This is a genomic window from Pseudomonas lutea (assembly GCF_000759445.1).
Lineage (GTDB): Bacteria > Pseudomonadota > Gammaproteobacteria > Pseudomonadales > Pseudomonadaceae > Aquipseudomonas > Aquipseudomonas lutea.
Genome location: NZ_JRMB01000002.1, coordinates 1,256,156 through 1,273,792 on the forward strand (window position 1 = coordinate 1,256,156; position 17,637 = coordinate 1,273,792).

The 17,637-nt window shown below is 60.9% G+C and carries 16 protein-coding genes and 1 riboswitch; of the genes, 6 read left to right on the forward strand and 10 right to left on the reverse strand.

The annotated features are described in order from the left end of the window. Window positions 1-172 precede the first annotated feature (172 nt). Window positions 173-919 (forward strand): RsiV family protein, encoded by a 747-nt coding sequence (locus LT42_RS17855; RefSeq protein WP_037015827.1) that lies wholly within the window; start codon window positions 173-175, stop codon window positions 917-919. Here the strand turns inward: LT42_RS17855 and cytX are convergent. Beyond that, window positions 888-2,177 carry a putative hydroxymethylpyrimidine transporter CytX gene (gene cytX / locus LT42_RS17860; RefSeq protein ID WP_037015830.1) on the reverse strand — a complete coding sequence of 430 codons (1,290 nt, stop codon included), beginning with the start codon at window positions 2,175-2,177 and terminating at the stop codon, window positions 888-890. The two genes, LT42_RS17855 and cytX, sit on opposite strands and share 32 nt — an antisense overlap. A gap of 135 nt (window positions 2,178-2,312) precedes the next feature. Next, a complete protein-coding gene (gene thiC, locus LT42_RS17865) occupies window positions 2,313-4,214 on the reverse strand; it encodes a phosphomethylpyrimidine synthase ThiC (protein WP_037015833.1) in 1,902 nt (633 codons plus the stop codon). Between the two features lie 170 nt (window positions 4,215-4,384). Continuing rightward, window positions 4,385-4,489: riboswitch (TPP riboswitch) on the reverse strand. A gap of 180 nt (window positions 4,490-4,669) precedes the next feature. Here thiC and LT42_RS17870 point away from each other — a divergent pair. Next, a complete protein-coding gene (locus LT42_RS17870; RefSeq protein ID WP_037015836.1) occupies window positions 4,670-6,109 on the forward strand; it encodes a TolC family outer membrane protein in 1,440 nt (479 codons plus the stop codon). Between the two features lie 296 nt (window positions 6,110-6,405). Here LT42_RS17870 and LT42_RS17875 read toward each other — a convergent pair whose 3' ends face one another. From LT42_RS17875 to waaA, 3 genes are all read right to left on the reverse strand, one after another. After that, window positions 6,406-6,633 carry a hypothetical protein gene (locus LT42_RS17875; protein WP_152597691.1) on the reverse strand — a complete coding sequence of 76 codons (228 nt, stop codon included), beginning with the start codon at window positions 6,631-6,633 and terminating at the stop codon, window positions 6,406-6,408. Window positions 6,634-6,822: 189 nt separating this feature from the next. Further along, window positions 6,823-7,125, reverse strand: coding sequence for a hypothetical protein (locus LT42_RS17880; protein WP_037015842.1), 303 nt, complete (start codon window positions 7,123-7,125; stop codon window positions 6,823-6,825). A 145-nt stretch (window positions 7,126-7,270) separates the two neighbouring features. Then, complete coding sequence (waaA, locus tag LT42_RS17885; RefSeq protein ID WP_037015845.1) at window positions 7,271-8,545, reverse strand: lipid IV(A) 3-deoxy-D-manno-octulosonic acid transferase; 1,275 nt, start codon at window positions 8,543-8,545, stop codon at window positions 7,271-7,273. Window positions 8,546-8,690: 145 nt separating this feature from the next. Between waaA and LT42_RS17890 the strand changes: the two genes are divergently transcribed. The 4 genes from LT42_RS17890 to LT42_RS17905 all read left to right on the forward strand — a co-directional run bounded on the left by LT42_RS17890 (window position 8,691) and on the right by LT42_RS17905 (window position 12,070). Continuing rightward, entirely contained in the window at window positions 8,691-9,023 is a 333-nt protein-coding gene (locus LT42_RS17890) for a DMT family transporter (protein WP_037015848.1), read from the forward strand. 63 nt (window positions 9,024-9,086) lie between these two features. Beyond that, on the forward strand, window positions 9,087-10,262 hold the full coding sequence (locus LT42_RS17895; protein ID WP_037015851.1) for an NAD(P)/FAD-dependent oxidoreductase: 1,176 nt from the start codon (window positions 9,087-9,089) through the stop codon (window positions 10,260-10,262). Beyond that, the gene (locus tag LT42_RS17900; protein ID WP_037015854.1) at window positions 10,259-11,068 is read left to right on the forward strand and encodes an aldo/keto reductase; all 810 of its coding nucleotides are present in this window, start codon (window positions 10,259-10,261) and stop codon (window positions 11,066-11,068) included. Before LT42_RS17895 ends, LT42_RS17900 begins: the two co-directional genes overlap by 4 nt. A gap of 36 nt (window positions 11,069-11,104) precedes the next feature. After that, window positions 11,105-12,070 (forward strand): hypothetical protein, encoded by a 966-nt coding sequence (locus LT42_RS17905; RefSeq protein ID WP_037015857.1) that lies wholly within the window; start codon window positions 11,105-11,107, stop codon window positions 12,068-12,070. Window positions 12,071-12,078: 8 nt separating this feature from the next. On the opposite strand, the gene LT42_RS17910 is transcribed toward LT42_RS17905, so the two are convergent. From LT42_RS17910 to LT42_RS17930, 5 genes are all read right to left on the reverse strand, one after another. Next, on the reverse strand, window positions 12,079-12,891 hold the full coding sequence (locus LT42_RS17910) for a hypothetical protein (RefSeq protein WP_037017501.1): 813 nt from the start codon (window positions 12,889-12,891) through the stop codon (window positions 12,079-12,081). A 68-nt stretch (window positions 12,892-12,959) separates the two neighbouring features. Beyond that, window positions 12,960-13,670: a hypothetical protein gene (locus LT42_RS17915; protein WP_052075323.1), complete on the reverse strand. Its 711-nt coding sequence runs from the start codon at window positions 13,668-13,670 to the stop codon at window positions 12,960-12,962. Next, window positions 13,670-14,644 (reverse strand): glycosyltransferase family protein, encoded by a 975-nt coding sequence (locus tag LT42_RS17920; protein ID WP_037015860.1) that lies wholly within the window; start codon window positions 14,642-14,644, stop codon window positions 13,670-13,672. Before LT42_RS17920 ends, LT42_RS17915 begins: the two co-directional genes overlap by 1 nt. Window positions 14,645-14,716: 72 nt before the next feature. Further along, window positions 14,717-16,141 carry a bifunctional D-glycero-beta-D-manno-heptose-7-phosphate kinase/D-glycero-beta-D-manno-heptose 1-phosphate adenylyltransferase HldE gene (gene hldE, locus LT42_RS17925; protein ID WP_037015863.1) on the reverse strand — a complete coding sequence of 475 codons (1,425 nt, stop codon included), beginning with the start codon at window positions 16,139-16,141 and terminating at the stop codon, window positions 14,717-14,719. Between the two features lie 91 nt (window positions 16,142-16,232). Then, window positions 16,233-17,636: a PIG-L deacetylase family protein gene (locus LT42_RS17930; RefSeq protein WP_037015866.1), complete on the reverse strand. Its 1,404-nt coding sequence runs from the start codon at window positions 17,634-17,636 to the stop codon at window positions 16,233-16,235. Window position 17,637: the final 1 nt, after the last annotated feature.

Genomic DNA, 17,637 nt, shown 5'->3' on the forward strand with positions numbered 1-17,637 from the left:
TCGTGCGGGATGCAGCCCTTTGAGTTGGCAAAACCGGTCGCCGCAGTGGACGGCTGGCAGGGAAAGCACTCTAATCCGTCCGATGGCGAACTGATTGCGCCGCCTATAGTCGAAGGACGTTGCCGTCACCTCCCCCGTGACGTCCCTTTATATGCCGATGCCAAGGATCAACATGTCTTTTCTGAAGATCATTTCAATGGCCTGCCTGGCCCTGATTTTGGGCGCCTGCCAAAGCTTCTTCCAACCTAATCTGCGCAGCCCGCTGACGGTTCAGCGCGACGCTTCGGAACTGATCAAGCCTGGTTGCACCACTGACGATTGCCCACTGGTGAACATCGACACCGTACACTTCCCGGACGAGCCGAAACTGGACGGGATCGTCCAGCGCACCTTGCTGCAACTGACGCGCAGCGACAGCGATGGTCCGGTGCCGCCTACATTAAAGGCTTATCAGGAGCAGTTCCTGAGCCGGGCGCAAGCACGCAACAGCAGCTACTTGCAGGCCAAGGTACGTGAGCAGCATGACGGAATCGTGGTCATTGAGCTGTCGAGCTATCTGGATTCCGGCAGCGGCCAGGGCAATCCGGGCCGCGCGTTCATCAACTACTCGCGCCAGCAGCAGCGTGTCCTGACACTGGCCGATATGCTGGTCCCGGGTCAGGAAGCCGCGTTCTGGGACAAGGCCCGCCTGGCTCATCAGGCCTGGCTGATTAGCAGCAAGCTGGACAAGGACGCCGAGTTCCAGAACATGTGGGCATTCAAGCAAACTTCAAACGTCGCTCTGACGTACGGTGCAGTGATCCTCAAATACCCGGTCTCGACCATCGCGCCCTACGCCATGGGCCACATCGAGCTGAAGATTCCTTATCCGCAGTTGAACGGCATCATCAAGCCTGAGCTGTTCCCCGGCCGGAGCTGATCGCTTTATTGAATATGAGCTGCAACAAGCCAGCGATGATCAGCGCTGGCAACGTTGCTCCGATATCCGGATAAAGATTCGCCAGCAGGTGGTAGGTGCAAATCCCGCCAATCCATGCCAGGAAAGTCGTCCAGCGCAAGCCCGTCGTCGCGACGCCCTGTCGGCGGCGGCGCAGGACGAAGTGATCCACCAGCACCACGCCGAACAATGGCGCGAACACCGAGCCGATCAGTAACAGGAAGTTCTGGTATTGGGCCAGCGGCGCAAAGCAGGCGATCAGTGTGCAGATGATGCCGATGGCCAGCGCCAGGTGTTCGACTTTGGCCTTGAGAAGAATCCCGCTCGACACTGCAGCGGAGTGAATGTCGGCGAACGCGTTTTCCGATTCATCCAGAAGAATGAGCAGCAGCGGAATGCCCATCCCTGCGCCCGCCAGCGCCATCAGCAGGGCATTGGCTTCGCCGCTGGGTGCAAAGGCCAGGGTGTAGGCGACGCCGAGGGTCATCAGCCAGAAATTGCCGATGAAGAAGCCCAGCGCTGTGCCGCCGAAGACTGCGGTGGCGCGCTTGCCGAATCGGGAATAGTCCGCAATCAGCGGCAGCCAGGAAAGCGGCATGGCGATAGCGATGTCGAAGCCCACAGCAAACGGCATCGAGCCGTCCCCCGCGCGTGACCACAAGGCCGTCAGATCGGCCTTGCTGACCAGGTTGAATGTCAGCCAGGCGCACGCTGCCAGCAACAGCCAGATGCCCCACTTACGCAAAATTTGCCGGACGAAGGCCAACGGACCGCTGACCGCCAGCAACGTCGCCAGCGCACCGAACACGACAGTCCAGAGCAGCGGACTGGCCCACAGGCTGCCTTCGGAGAATGCGCCGGCGCCCAACAGGCTGGCGGCGTCGCGCATGACGATGATTTCAAAAGAGCCCCAGCCCACCAGTTGCAGCAGATTAAGGACCGCCGGCACACCTGCGCCCTTGCTGCCAAGGCTGAGCTTGAGCGCAGCCATCGACGAAAGGCCGGTGTCACTGCCGATGACGCCGACAGCGGCCAGCAGCAATACGCCGACCAGCGTGCCCAGAACGATCGCCGCCATCGACCCGGACATGCCCAGGCCCGGTGCGAGCAATGCGCCGGTCTGCAGGACCATGAGGCCGATGCCGAGGGAAAACCACAGAGAAAACAGATCACGCCCACCAAAAACCCGCTTGGCGGCGGGCACGGGGGCGTCGGGTGAATAGGTGCCGGGTGTGTTCACTTTTGTGTCTCGCTGAAGAGCCGTTATGAGGTGCAAGCTGCAAGCTGCAAGCTGCAAGCTGCAAGCCGCAAGAGAAGATCAAACGCGGGCCTGCTTTTCCTTGCAGCTTGTGACTTGCCGCTTGCCGCTTGTCGCTCACACTTTCTTATAAAGCTGACTGCCTTCCTGCTTGAACCGCTCGGCCTGTTCGCGCATACCTTCAATTACCGACACATCCACCGCGTCGATCTTCTGGTTGGCGGCGTACTCGCGCACTTCCTGGGTAATTTTCATGGAGCAGAACTTCGGCCCGCACATGGAACAGAAATGCGCGACCTTGGCCGAGTCTTTTGGCAGCGTTTCATCGTGGTAGGCGCGGGCGGTGTCCGGGTCAAGCCCGAGGTTGAACTGGTCTTCCCAGCGAAACTCGAAGCGCGCCTTGCTCAGCGCATTGTCGCGAATCTGCGCACCTGGATGCCCTTTCGCAAGGTCAGCTGCGTGGGCAGCGATCTTGTAGGTGATGATCCCGGTTTTGACGTCATCCTTGTTCGGCAGCCCTAAATGTTCCTTGGGCGTGACGTAACACAGCATCGCGCAACCGAACCAGCCGATCATGGCCGCGCCGATGCCGGAAGTGATGTGGTCGTAGCCTGGCGCAATGTCCGTCGTCAGCGGACCGAGGGTGTAGAACGGCGCCTCGTCGCAGCACTCCAGCTGCTTGTCCATGTTCTCTTTGATTAACTGCATCGGCACATGCCCCGGGCCCTCGATCATGCACTGCACGTCGTGTTTCCAGGCAATCTTGGTCAGCTCGCCAAGGGTCTCCAGCTCACCAAACTGCGCCTCGTCGTTGGCGTCGGCAATCGACCCCGGACGCAGGCCGTCACCCAGCGAGAAGCTGACGTCGTACGCCTTCATGATTTCGCAGATGTCGTCGAAGTGGGTGTAAAGGAAATTCTCTTTGTGATGCGCCAGGCACCACTTGGCCATGATGGAGCCGCCACGGCTGACGATCCCGGTCACGCGTTTGGCCGTCAGCGGCACATACCGCAACAGCACGCCGGCGTGGATAGTGAAGTAGTCAACGCCTTGCTCCGCTTGCTCGATCAGGGTGTCGCGAAACAGTTCCCACGTCAGGTCCTCAGCCGCCCCGCCGACTTTTTCCAGCGCCTGATAAATTGGCACGGTGCCGATGGGCACGGGCGAGTTGCGGATGATCCACTCCCGGGTTTCGTGAATGTGCTTGCCGGTGGACAGGTCCATGACCGTGTCCGACCCCCAACGAATGCCCCACGTCAGCTTCGCGACTTCTTCTTCGATTGAAGAACCCAGCGCGCTGTTGCCGATGTTGCCGTTGATCTTCACTAGAAAGTTGCGGCCGATGATCATCGGCTCGAGCTCCACGTGGTTGATGTTGGCGGGAATGATCGCGCGGCCGCGGGCAATTTCTTCGCGGACAAACTCAGGGGTGATCTCTTTCGGAATGCTTGCACCGAAGCTATGGCCGGGATGCTGTTGAGTCAGAAGGCCGGCGGCCCGGGCTTCCTGCAGCTTCATGTTTTCGCGCAGCGCGACGTATTCCATCTCGGCGGTGATGATGCCCTGACGCGCATAGTGCATCTGGCTGACGTTTGCCCCCGCCTTCGCCCTGCGCGGGTTGCGAACGTGGGCGAAACGCAATTTTGTCAGTTCGGCATCGGCCAGGCGCTCCTGGCCGAAGTTCGACGTCAGTCCTGGCAGGCGTTCGGTGTCAGCCCGAGACTCGATCCAGGGCGAACGCACGTCGGCCAGGCCTTTGCGCACATCGATGATGACGTTGGGGTCGGTGTAAGGGCCGGACGTGTCGTACACGCACACCGGCGCGTTGATCTCACCGCTGCCACCGGTCCCGGAAAAGCCCGTAGGGGTGACGTCCAGGCTGATTTCACGCATGGGCACGCGAATGTCCGGACGGGAGCCCTGAACGTAGATTTTTCGCGAGCGGGTAAACGGCTGAACCGACCCCGAATCGACTTGGGCGGATTCACTCAGGTTGGCATTTTTTAGTGTTGTACTCATCACGGGCTCTCCAGACATCATCCAGCGGCGGAATGAATTGTCGGAGCTTGAGCCTGATGGACACGGACGGGTTGCACCCTGAGACGGCATGGATGCTGAGATCGAGCGGCGCGGACTGTTCAGAAAATGAACAAAGACGACCCCGGACGACACTCAAGAGGACTCGCCGGGAGACGAGAAATCTTGTTCCCTACGCAGGCGTTAACCTGATCAGGTTCAACGGGATCCGGATTATCCGATCTCAGCCTCATATCAAGGCACCCCGACAAGAACGGCACCAGTCTAGTCGCCGCGCGCGGCAAACGCCAAGCGGAATTCAAACGTGCGTCAAATGTCTGATTTGCCCGATTGTTGTCCCCACCCTCCGGAACTACACTCGCTACGCGGCGCCAAAGGCATCTGGATCAGACGCAACGTCACCGTCTTCATACCGCTTGAATTACTAGGGAATGTCTATGCTGCGCAAACTTTCACTGGCCTTTGCCGTGTCGTGTGCTTCGAGTGCAATGGCCGGGGCAGCAGACATGCCGTTGCCAACCAGGACCGGTTTGGTCAGCGTGTATCAGGAGGCGGTGAACAACAATGCTGATTTGGCTGCAGCCCGCGCCAGCTATGACGCCCAGAAGGAAATTGTGCCTCAGGCGCGTGCTGGCCTGTTGCCAAACATCTCGGGCGGCGCCGACATCAATGACACTCGCACCTCGATAGATCAGCCCTCCGCCGTCATCAGCCGCAGCGGGACGGTCTATCGGGCGACGCTCAGCCAGCCCATCTTTCGTGCTGACCGCTGGTTTCAGCTCAAGGCAGCGAAGGATGTCAGCGAGCAGGCGCTTTTGCAGCTGTCTGCCACCGAGCAGAACCTGATTTTGCAAAGCGCCGAGGACTACTTCTCCGTCTTGCGCGCGCAGGACAATCTGGCGTCGACGAAGGCCGAAGAAGCAGCCTTCAAGCGCCAACTTGATCAGGCCCGGGAGCGCTTCGACGTCGGTCTCTCGGACAAAACCGATGTGCTTCAGGCGCAAGCCAGCTACGACACCGCGCGAGCTGCACGGATCGTCGCCAAGCGACAGGTTGATGATGCATTTCAGGCGCTGATCACCCTGACCAATCGCGATTACAACTCGATCGAAGGCATCGTGCATACCTTGCCGGTGCTGGCTCCGACGCCCAATGACGCCAAGGCCTGGGTAGACACTGCAACGCAGCAGAACCTGAATTTGCTGGCCAGTAATTACGCGGTCAGCGCCGCCGAGGAGACCCTTCGTCAGCGCAAGGCGGGGCATGCGCCCACCGTGGATGCTGTCGCCCAATATGAGAAGGGCGACAACGACCCGCTGGGCTTCACCAATCCCAACTACACCGGACAGAGCTTTCACGGCAGCGTCGAGCAACGCACCATCGGCTTGCAGGTAAACATCCCGATCTACAGCGGCGGCCTGACCAGCTCGCAGGTACGCGAGGCCTATGCCCGTCTCGGCCAAAGCGAACAACAGCGTGAAGGCATGCGCCGGCAAGTCGTGGAAAACACCCGAAACCTGCACCGTGCGGTTAATACCGATGTGGAGCAGGTGCAGGCGCGCAAGCAATCCATCATCTCCAACCAAAGCGCGCTGGAGGCCACTGAAATCGGCTATCAGGTCGGCACGCGAAACATCGTCGACGTCTTGGATGCACAGCGGCAGTTGTACGCGTCGGTGCGCGATTACAACAACACCCGCTACGACTATATTCTCGACAACCTGCGCCTGAAACAAGCCGCCGGCACGCTGAGCCCTGGGGACTTGCAGGACCTGTCCCGCTTCCTCAAAGCCGATTACAACCCCGACAAAGACTTCCTGCCGCCGGACCTTGCAAAGGAAGCGGCAAAGAATTTCGAGCGGCCGACGCAGCGGTAATCAACGAACGTTGAAGGTGTACGCGCTTGCCTGGGGACATTGGCAAATTTAGCGAGGTGGCCGGCTGACACCCCGCGTTCGCCAGCAAGCCGGCTCCTACAGATGCGTTTTGCGCCTTCGAGTGCAGATCGGCAGCAGTGCGCGTTGCACTATCGAATACAGAGCAGCAGCAGTGCGCGTTGCTCCATCGAATGCAGAGCAGCAGCAGTGTTGCTCCATCGAACGCAGGCCAGCAGTCAGTGCGTGTTGCTTCATCGAATGTAGGTCAGCAGCCAGGGGATGCAGCGTTGTGGCGGTCATCGATTCGCGGGCAAGCGCGCTCCTACGATGGTGGCGTCACATTCATAATCGGCGTCTGCACAGAGGTTTTTGCCAGCGTTGCTAATCAAAGCCCGGCGCAAGACGTTGCCGCTTCGCTGGCCACGGATGCCCAGCGCAAAAAATGGCACCTTGCTGTAACGCATGCCCTGCGCAAAACCTGTAGGAGCGCGCTTGCCCGCGAAAATTGGCACATTCAGCGCCATGGTCGGCTGACACCCCGCGTTCGCCAGCAAGCCGGCTCCTACAGATGCGTTTTGCGCCTTCGAGTGCAGATCAGCAGCAGTGCGTGTTGCTCTATCGAATACAGAGCAGCAGCAGTGTTGCTCCATCGAATGCAGAGCAGCAGCGGTGTTGCTCCATCGAACGCAGGCCAGCAGTCAGTGCGTGTTGCTTCATCGAATGTAGGTCAGCAGCCAGGGGATGCAGCGTTGTGGCGGTAATCGATTCGCGGGCAAGCGCGCTCCTACGATGGTGGCGTCACATTCATAATCGGCGTCTGCACAGGGGTTTTTGCCAGCGTTGCTAATCAAAGCCCGGCGCAAGACGTTGCCGCTTCGCTGGCCACGGATGCCCAGCGCAAAAAATGGCACCTTGCTGTAAAGCATGCCCTGCGCAAAACCTGTAGGAGCGCGCTTGCCCGCGAAAATTGGCACATTCAGCGCCATGGTCGGCTGACACCCCGCGTTCGCCAGCAAGCCGGCTCCTACAGACGCGTTTTGCCCCTTCGAGTGCAGATCGGCAGCAGTGCGCGTTGCTCCATCGAATACAGAGCAGCAGCAGTGTTGCTCCATCGAACGCAGGCCAGCAGTCAGTGTTGCTCTGTTGAATGCAGGCCGGCAGTCAGTGCAGCAACCGCGCGATCCCATCCAGCAGTTTCTGCAGCGCGCCCTGATTGGCCTTCATCACGGCAAGGCCGGCGTCGGCTATCTCTTTCGCTCGCTCGGGCTGGTCGATCAATCTCCGAACGGCTGCGGCCAATTCGGCTGAGTCACTGACCTCTTCAAGAGCTCGGGCATTGCGCAGCATCGCGGCGATTTCGAGGAAGTTGAAGAGATGGGGGCCACTCAAAACGGGCTTACCGAGTGCCGCCGGCTCCAGCAGGTTATGACCGCCATTGGGGACCAGACTACCGCCGACGAAGGCAAGGTCGGCCAGTGCGTAGAGAAACAGCAACTCCCCCATCGTATCGCCTACCAGAACCGAAGTGCCGTGGGTGACTGACTCTCCGGTCGAACGTCGCACGCTCATAAACCCCTGTTGCTGGCTGAGCTCAAACACGCTGCTGAATCGCTCCGGATGACGGGGCACCAGAATCAACAGCGCGTCAGGATGGCTTTCCATCACTGCGCGGTGGGCGGCCAAGACCACTTCGTCTTCGCCCGCGTGGGTGCTTGCGGCTATCCACACTGGACGCGCCAGGGTTTGCCACTGCTTGCGCTGCTCAATGGCACTGGCCAGCAGTTGCGGATCAATGGTCAGGTCGAATTTGATCGAGCCGGTCACGGTGACGCACTCCGGCCGGGCGCCCAAATCGCGAAAGCGCTGCGCTTCGGTTTCGGTCTGCACGGCAATCAGGCTCATCTCGGCAAGCATCGGACGCGTCAGGCCGGCAAAACGTCCATAGCCGCGCGCGGAGCGTTCCGACAGTCGCGCGTTCGCCAATACCGTCGCGATGCCGCGCTTCGCACATTGGTGAATGTGGTTGGGCCACAGCTCGGTTTCCATGATCACGCCAATCTTCGGCTGGACGTGATCGAGAAAACGCGCGGCTGCCCATGGGAAGTCGTAGGGCAGATAACAGTGCTGGACGCGTGGTTCGTTGGCAAAAAGGGATTGAATCCGCTCCGACCCCGTGGGCGTCATGCACGTAACAGTGATCGGCAACTGCGGATAGCGGGCCAGCAACGCCCGAATCATCGGTGCTGCCGCGATACTTTCGCCCACGGACACCGCATGAACCCAGATGCCGCCGCGCTGCATGGCGGGCAGACCCAGCGCAAAGCGCTCGCCGACACGCTGTGCATACGCCGGCGCCTTGCGCGCGCGCAGCCAGAGGCGCAGGGCGATCAGTGGAAGGCCAAGGTGAAACAGGATGCTGTAGAGGGTTCTATTCATGGGCGCGGAGTTTATCAGTCAATCGCTGTCAAATTCGCATCAAGAGTCGCTTCCAGAATCGCTTCCGGCGCAGGACAGGCGAGCCTGGTTGTTCCCCACCGGGATAGCCGCTTTAATGTCGGCCACTGAAAAGGAGCTGCACCGAATGTCCGCCTACTACCTGTTGGCCATCGCTATTTGTGCCGAGGTCATCGGCACTGTCTCCATGAAAGCCGTAAAAGGCTTCAGCACGCCGATTCCACTGCTGCTGGTGATCGTCGGCTATGCCATCGCATTCTGGATGCTCACGCTGGTGGTGCGAACCATCCCGGTCGGCGTTGCGTATGCCGTGTGGGCCGGCATGGGGATTGTCATGGTCAGCATCGCTGCGCTGTTTATCTACGGCCAGAAACTCGATTTGCCTGCCATCGCCGGTATGGGGCTGATCGTCGCAGGGGTCGTGGTGATCCAGCTATTCTCGAAGACGGCGGGACATTAAGGGGTTACTGAAAACAGCCATCCCCTATAATGCCCGGCATTCGTTTCGCCATTTGAGGTGCCCATGTCATCTGCTATTTCCACTGATGTCCTGATTGTCGGCGCAGGCGTTGCCGGCCTCTGGCTCAACGCGCGGCTGCGGCATCAAGGCTTCTCGACGGTGGTGGTGGAGAAGGCCAGCCTTGGTGGTGGCCAGACATTGAAGTCCCAGGGGATCATTCACGGCGGTGCAAAATATGCGCTGCACGGCGCGCTGTCGGGCGCGTCGGAAGCCATCGCCGACATGCCTCGTCGGTGGCGCGAAGCGCTGGCCGGCAAAGGCGAACTGGATCTCTCGGGCGTACGCCTGCTCTCTGAAGCTCACTATCTCTGGTCGCCTGGCACCATCGCGGGCAACCTGACCAGTTTCTTCGCCAGCAAGGCCGTGCGCGGCCGTGTCGATCAGGTCAAGGGCAGCGACTTGCCGCCAGCACTGCAAGACCCTAGGTTCAAGGGCAAGGTCTACCGGCTGGCCGAGCTGGTCATCGACATCCCCAGCCTGGTGAAAAAACTGGCCGACCTGGCCGGCGACAGCTTGCTTGCGGGCCAGAACATCGAACCGCTGCGCCAGGATGGCGAACTGGTCGGACTGCGCGTCGACGGCCGCGACATTCATGCCCAGCGAGTGGTGCTCAGCGCCGGCGGTGGAATGGCTGACCTGCTGCAGGCACTCAACGTGAGTCAGCCGGCCATGCAACGCCGCCCCCTTCACATGGTGCTGGTCAAGGGCCCGACGCTCAAACCGCTCTATGCGCATTGCCTGGGCGGCGGGCCCAAGCCGCGGATCACCGTGACCACACACCCTGCGGCCGACGGCCAGTGGGTCTGGTACCTGGGCGGCGACATCGCCGAGGCTGAAGGCGTCGCCCGCGAACCCGCCGAGCAGATTGCCGCAGCCAAAAAAGAGCTCACCAACCTGCTGCCCTGGGTGGACCTCAGCCAGGCGCAATTCGCCACCTTGCGCGTGGACCGTGCCGAGCCGCAGCAAAGCGGGCTGGTGCGCCCCGACAACGCCTTTCTGGACGTGCAGGGCCGCTTGATGGTGGGCTGGCCGACCAAACTTGCTCTGGCGCCCGATTTTGCCGACCGCGTGCTGGCATCGCTGTCGCGCGATGATATCCACCCCACACCCCAGCCACCCTACACGGACTTTCCAAAGCCGCCCCTTGCCATTCCGGTCTGGGATCAACTGCTGCCATGAATACCCTGCACGATCTGCATCGACCGCTCGGCGCGCTTGGCATCAACGTTTCCCCTCTGGGCCTGGGCACGGTGAAACTGGGTCGGGACCAGGGTGTTAAGTACCCCAATGGCTTCAAAATTCCTGATGACTTTGAAGCGCAGATGCTGCTCAAGATGGCCCGGGATCTGGGCATCAACCTGATTGATACCGCGCCGGCGTACGGTCGCAGTGAAGAGCGTCTCGGGCCTCTGCTGCGCGGACAACGTCAGGATTGGGTGATCGTCAGCAAGGTCGGCGAGGAGTTCGAAGCCGGTCAGTCGCGACACGATTTCAGCGCTGCCCACACGCGCCTGTCGGTGGAACGCAGTCTCCAGCGCCTTGAGACGGACTTCATCGACCTGGTGCTGGTGCATTCCGACGGCAATGATTTGCACGTGCTCAACGAGTGCGCCGTTTACCAGACCCTGACCGAGCTCAAGCGCGAGGGCAAGATTCGCGGGTTCGGGTTTTCCGGCAAGACCGTCGAGGGCGGACTGTTGGCGTTGCAGCAGGGCGACTGCGCAATGGTCACTTACAACCTCAACGAACAGGGCGAGAAACCGGTTCTGGACTACGCTGCCGCACACAACAAAGCGGTGCTGGTCAAAAAGGCGCTGGCGAGCGGACATGTATGCCTGAGCCCCGGTGTCGATCCGGTGCGCGCCAGTTTCGAGCTGCTGTTTGAGCATCCTGGCGTAACGGGTGCTATCGTCGGCACCATCAATCCGCTGCATCTGGCCCATAACGTGGCAACCGCCGCTGCCGTGATCCGTCGTCAGTCCTAAGACGCACGGCCGACCCCAACGCAAGAAGGAGCCGAAATGCCGCGCACCCTGATTCGGAAAAACCCGAGTAACTTCAAAACCCTGCCGTTATTCGTCGAAGCCACCCCGGAAGGCCTGACCTACCAGAGCGTCGGGATGCCTCTCAATTTCGCTCAAACTCTGGCACGGCGTCGCAAAATCGAGGTGCAGGACTGCGACCGGTTTTCCACCGAACTGGCCAACCTTGGCGTGTCGGTACGCCTGACGCTCAGCTGGCAAAACCGTGACTACTGGGTGCTGGTTCGCCAACGTCGGCAGGATCGGGGCGATGTGGTGCTCAAGCTGATCTCCGGCTATGTGCCGGCGCACGAGCTGAATCTGCCCCTGCACACCGCAGTTCAGGAAGTCGCCGAGGAATGCTTGATCGAGACCCCCCAGGGCTGGCTCGGCGGGCGCTTCAACGACACTTGGTTGCCGGCGCCCTACTCCGCAGCCCTGCATTACCGTGAAGCGATGCCGTTTCGCCTGAGCCCGCTGTCCGGCGCGGCGCGGCCTGTAAAATGCGGCAGCCTGACGTTGATCGAGCGGCCGCGCGCTTACGTACACCTGCCGACCGCCTCGCTGCAGTTGATTTACGACATGCGTCTGGAAGTCCCGAAAGAGGCGCGTCCGCTGAGCCTGTTTCATGTGGATGAGAGCCTGGAGAACAACGAACTGGTGGCGCGGCTCAATCGCAGCAAACCGGACCTCTATTTGATGCCACTGGAAAACGGCTCTCCGCTGCCCGAGCTGTACACGCTGAAAAACGACAAACTGTCACCCGCCGGCACCCGCGGTCTTTATCTGGCTGAGAGTTTCGCCGCGCAGGAAGGCTGGGTGGTACGTGAGGAACGCATTCGCTGGAAGGACTGGTTGGTGCAGCAGGGCATGACGCCGAAGAAGAAACCCAAGTCAGGGTTGACCAAACTGCGAATCAAGGCGCGGCGATTGGTCAGACTGGTTCGTGGCGGCTTGCACAAATAACCCGCTCTTCAGCCCTTGGGAGTGAGGCGCCTGTCACGCCAGGTCCGCAACTGGGCGAAGAAATGGAAATACCGGTTTTCGCGCTTGCCCATTCCGCGCTTTGGCGAAAAGGACTCCTCGGCAAACGCACCGGTAATGCGCACCCGCGAAGCGGTCGTTGGCAGGGTGCAAACCCGGGCGTCGGCCTTCAGGAGTGCGTATTTGAGCAAGCGTTCCGAATGCAGCTTGCGCCCCGTCGCTTCGCAGAACTCGAAGATGCGCTCGATCCGCTTGCCATAAGCGCGGTACACATCGCGACCACAAATGGCGAAACGATCGTTCAACCCGCCCCACCACTGCCAGTCCGGTATATAGGCATTCATGCGCCGGGCCTCTGGAGAATGGAAGACATAGTCCGGCAGCGGCGAATGAAAGAAGTTGTCGGGGCGGACGAATACCACGAAATCCGGATCAAAGGACTCCATCATGCCCGTCACGGTGTGGAGGGAGTTGAGCTGGTAGATCAGGTTGCGCAGTGAGACGTGCTCATCGGCCCACGTATCCCCCAGTGCTTTCACACGTTCGAAATCCCAGCGTTCAAGCACCCCGTCGGTGGACTCGAGAACGCCCGTCATCGGTTGGAAAACGGTGTAGTTTTCAGCCTTGAGTTCGCCCTTCTCGGCCGAGCGCTGGTTGTGCACTTCGTCGATCTTGTACAGGTGGTAAAAGCATTTGACGTTGCTGCCCTTGGGCAACTGGCCAAGCACGTTCGCCTCGATCGAGGGAAAACAGATTTCCGAGTTTCGCGGAATACCAAAAAACGCGACCGCAATGTTCAGCACTGACGAACTCTCCGAATGCACGGCCATGGGCACGAATGCATTTTAAAGGCCATGGACTTCCTGCCTGCTCATTGACGCAAAAACACCCTGCGCCACCAACTTTGGGGCTTGAGCGCGATCACCTCGACGTCCGCGCCCAGCAGCCAGTTACGCTCGTAGTCCCAGGCATGACCGCCCCACAGTTTGCCGGCTTCATTCGAAAAACCGAGTGTGAGCAGCCGGTAGCGGTAACCGGAATGAGCACGAAGCCAATCGAGCAGCACCAGCACGTTGAAACCCGTGGAGGGGCCAACGAAGCGCTTGCCGTTGGCGCGATGAACCGGGTAGTGGTCGGCCAGCGCCGGCAACGGAATGCGATCCCAATACAGCGCGACCTCGGGCAGCGGACACAACGGCACGGCGCACCCGACCAGCAGCGTGAAACAGCGCGCGTCAGGCTGGTCGGTCAACCTCTGGACATCGCGCGACGCCGGCAGCCCGAAGAAATAGCAGTCTGGCGCGTTGAAGCCGTGGACGAACAGATTGACGCTCTCGGGCTTTAGCAAAGCGGCTTTGGTGCACAGATTAAAGCTGACCACCACGTCGTCGGGGCCGACACCCAACGCATCGAAATCGGCCTGACTGATGGCAGGGTTGTTGGCGATGAGGATGACCCGGGCGGCGCTCGCGAGGCATTCGCGCAGCGCAGACGGCAATGCGCCGAACACGTCCTGATCGGCCCCCGGCAATGCGGCTGGCTTAATGGGCGCCGCGCTGTCGCTGTCTGACGGCAGGGGCATCAGGCCGGCACCTGCATGCCGTGGCGCAGCTTGACCCAAGTTCGGGTCAGGGCGGATGGGCGCCGCCATGGACGCATTTCCCGCTGGATTTCAGTAGCGAGATCGCGGCCCACGCGAGCAAAGGAATAACGCTCCTCAGCGAAGGCCTGACCGGCAGCGGCGATGCGGGCAGCAAGATCGGGGTCACTCTGAAGCAGACGAATCTTCTCGACGGCTTCTTCTTCGGTGCGATAGAACAGGACGTTTTGACCTTCCTTGAAACCCAGCAGGTCGTCCTCTTCACCCTGGCTCCACGCGAGCAGCACGCAACCGCAGGCCATGGCTTCAAAGTTTTTGATCATGAACTCGCCCATACCGATGTCGGCGCTGACGAAGATCCGGATGCGATTGAGCGTTTCGAGGTACTCGGTCCCTGACGCTGTGCGAGTAACCAGCATGCCGGCGCGCTGTGCAAGGTTTTCCACCAGTTGCTTGCGCTGCGAATACTCGCGGCTTTTCAGGCTGCCCAGAAAGCCCACCGGAATGTCCCGAGGCTGGCCGAGATTGCGCAGCATTTGCTGGTCGTAGCCCTTGGAGACAAACACCGCGTCGATGCCTTCGCCACGCATGCGGCGGGCCACGACTGCGCCGGACAGCAGCGCTCGGCTCCATGGCAACTGGCGGTACAGGCGTGAATACAGACCGCAGTATTTGCTGGCGTCCATGTAATTCTGATACGCGTCGTGCTCAAGAAAGATCAGCCCGGGAATGCATTTGAGCACTGCACGTTGGCGAGCAAGCCGCTTGACTCTGGAGAAGATCACCACCCGGTCGTAGCGCTGGTAATCGACCGAGGCGAGAAACGGGCCGAGGTTCAGCTGCTGCTGCTTGCTCAGGCGAAAGATGTCGCAGGTGTCACAATGCTGCCGTACGGTTTCGTACAGGCCGTCCAGAATGACGCGCTGCTCATCCATCACCAGTAACATGACTTTCATACGTTCACATACCGAACTGCGAATACAAAAATGGCAGCGGCAACGGTGCCACTCTGCACGATGAGCCGTGGATCAGTCCTGGCCGCGGATCTTCTCGACGATGGCTGTCGTCGAACTGTTTGCCACTAGCCCCAGCACTTTCACGGTCCCGCCATAAGACGCAACGATGTCAGCGCCGACGACCTGATCGACCGAGTAATCGCCGCCCTTCACCAGCACGTCGGGACGGACATGGGTCAGAAGATTTTCAGGAGTGGCCTCCGGGAAGCTTATTACCCAGTCCACCGCGCCAAGTCCCGCCAGTACCGCCATGCGTCGGTCAACGCTATTGATGGGGCGCCCCGGCCCCTTCAGGCGACTGACCGAGGCATCATCGTTGACCGCTACGATCAGCCGATCCCCCTGCGCACGCGCCTGCTCCAGATAGGTGACATGACCTGCGTGCAAGATATCGAAACAGCCATTAGTGAACACGATCTTCTCGTTGTGGGCGCGCGCATCGTCGATCGCCAGCAGCAATTGATCGAGGGTCAGCACGCCGCGCTCGGAGCCTTCGGCGCGCTGTATGGCACGGCGCAGTTCCGGGGCGCTGATTGCGGCGGTGCCCAGCTTGCCGACGACGATGCCCGCCGCCAGGTTGGCGAGCGCCACGGCGTGCGGCAGTTCCTCACCCGCAGCAATGGCCGCCGCCAGCGTGGAAATGACCGTATCGCCAGCACCGGTTACGTCGAACACTTCGCGGGCGCGGGCTGGAAGGTGCAGCGTCGGTTGGTCCGGACGCAGCAAAGTCATGCCATGCTCGCCGCGAGTGACCAGCAAAGCACCCAGGTTCAGGTCTTGCATCAGCGCCGCGCCTTTGGCAACCAACTCTGCTTCATCAACGCAGTGGCCGACGATGGCTTCAAACTCGCTCAGGTTCGGGGTGATCAGACTGGCACCGCGATAGATCGCAAAGTCTTTGCCCTTAGGGTCGGCCAAAACCGGGATACCGCGATCGCGAGCGGCGTTGATCAGGACCTGGTGATTCTTCAGGGCGCCTTTGCCGTAGTCGGACAGAACCAGCACCTTGATGCCATCGAGCAACGCATCAACCTCACGACTCAGCGCCTCGGGATCAGTGGCAAAGGGTTCTTCGAAGTCGATGCGCAGCAGTTGCTGGTGCCGGCTCATCACGCGCAGTTTGACGATGGTCGGCTGATGGGCAATGCGTTGAAAGCTGGCGTGGACGCCAGCGGCCTTGAGGCTGTTGCTCAGGCTGTCGGCGGCTTCGTCGACACCGGTGACACCGACGAGTGATGCCTTGGCGCCGAGCGCTGCAATGTTAAGGGCAACGTTGGCGGCACCGCCCGGACGGTCTTCGATTTGATCGACTTTGACCACCGGGACCGGTGCTTCGGGGGAGATTCTTGAAGTGCCACCGTGCCAGTAGCGGTCGAGCATGACATCGCCGACGACTAACACTTGAGCCTGATCAAAACGCGGCATGGACAACTTCATCGAACAACCCGTGGCAGAAATGGACAAGGACGGAATCTTAGCACAGCGATCAGCGCTGGCTGGCCGGATGGCCTTGAATCAAACGGCACTGCTAGGGCCGCGGAAAGCGGCGCACCCAGAACACCTCATGACGGCGAACGGCCTTGCGGAAGAATTCGTCGTCTCCCGTCAGCGGCCATTCGCGACCTGCCAGCCAGCGTTGAATCTGCCGGCGCAGGCGTTTCTTCAGCGCCAGAGGGCCTTGAAGGTCGTGCTGCATTGCCAGGGCCATGGCTTTGTCCAGCTGCACTTGCGAGCTGAGTGAGGTGCTCCAGAGCTGATCAACCGACGGCGCCTCCACGAACGGAGGCAAGGCGACGCCTTTGCCCGCCAGGCCCATGGGCCAGCGGTCGTTGTCGTGCAGGTGATTGGCGTAGAACAGCGCCACTTCTGGCGTGTGCGCACTTTTGTGGACCGCCTCGTATAACGCCTGGGTGGTGGCGATGTGGTCGGCATGGGGATCGAGCTCCGGGTGCGGCAGCACGATGACATCCGGACGATAAGCGTCTAGCAGGGCTGCGAGATCGGCGACAAGATTGTGCCAGGTCGGCGCGCCGTCCTGATCACCCGGCAATGGCGATGGGTTGTGCTGCCGCGCGCTGCGAATATCGCTCTCCGATGAATCGCGGGAGCCGAAAGGCTCAGCCGGCGCCTGTGCCATGGCCGGCAATTGCAGGCAGTAGTAACCCAACTGCACGCAGTGACTCTGCGGCACCCCGCCCCACAGCGGAATCGCCAGGCTGTCCCAGGTCCGCAGGCGCCCTTTCAGGCGCGCGGCTTCGGCACGGTCCAGCCCGAGCTGTTCATAGCGCTCGGCCTCGATTTCGCCCTGGGTCACGGTGACGATGCAACGCTCGGCGGCCCGACTGTACAGACCGAAGGCTGCCAGTTCGGCGTCGTCGGCGTGAGGCGCGAGGATCATCAGACGTTGCTGGCTGTAATCCGGGTTGCTCAGCACATACAACCGCGCGCTGTCGCCGACTCGGCAAAAACCGCCTTTGAGGCGAAGCGTGCCGTCCGCGACGACGGCCCGCTGCCCGGTGAGGTTCACGTAGCGGCGCCCGGCGAAACCGCGTTCGAAATCCTGGCGGTCATCCCCTGCCAGCACGTACGGGTCGAGCCAGCGACCGAGCCAGGTGCTGCGCAGGTCGAGCTCCAGCAGCAGGGTTTCGCCCTCGCCCAACGGCTCGCTCAGCTGCAGCTTGTCATTGATGACGGAGACCGTTTGCACGTGGGCAGCATCGGGGAACTGGTAGTGGTAATCGCTCTTGGGCGAATAAAACAGATGGTCGGAGAACCAGGCCTCGTGCGCGATCCAGGCGGCAGCGATCAGTATCGGCACCCACCACCAGGCGACCCCAATGCCGATCACGGCGAGCAGCAGCAGCCCGATGATCAGCGTCAGGCGCTTGTTGCGTCGGTGTCGTTTGAGAAGCTGCTGCTTGCGCCCGGACATG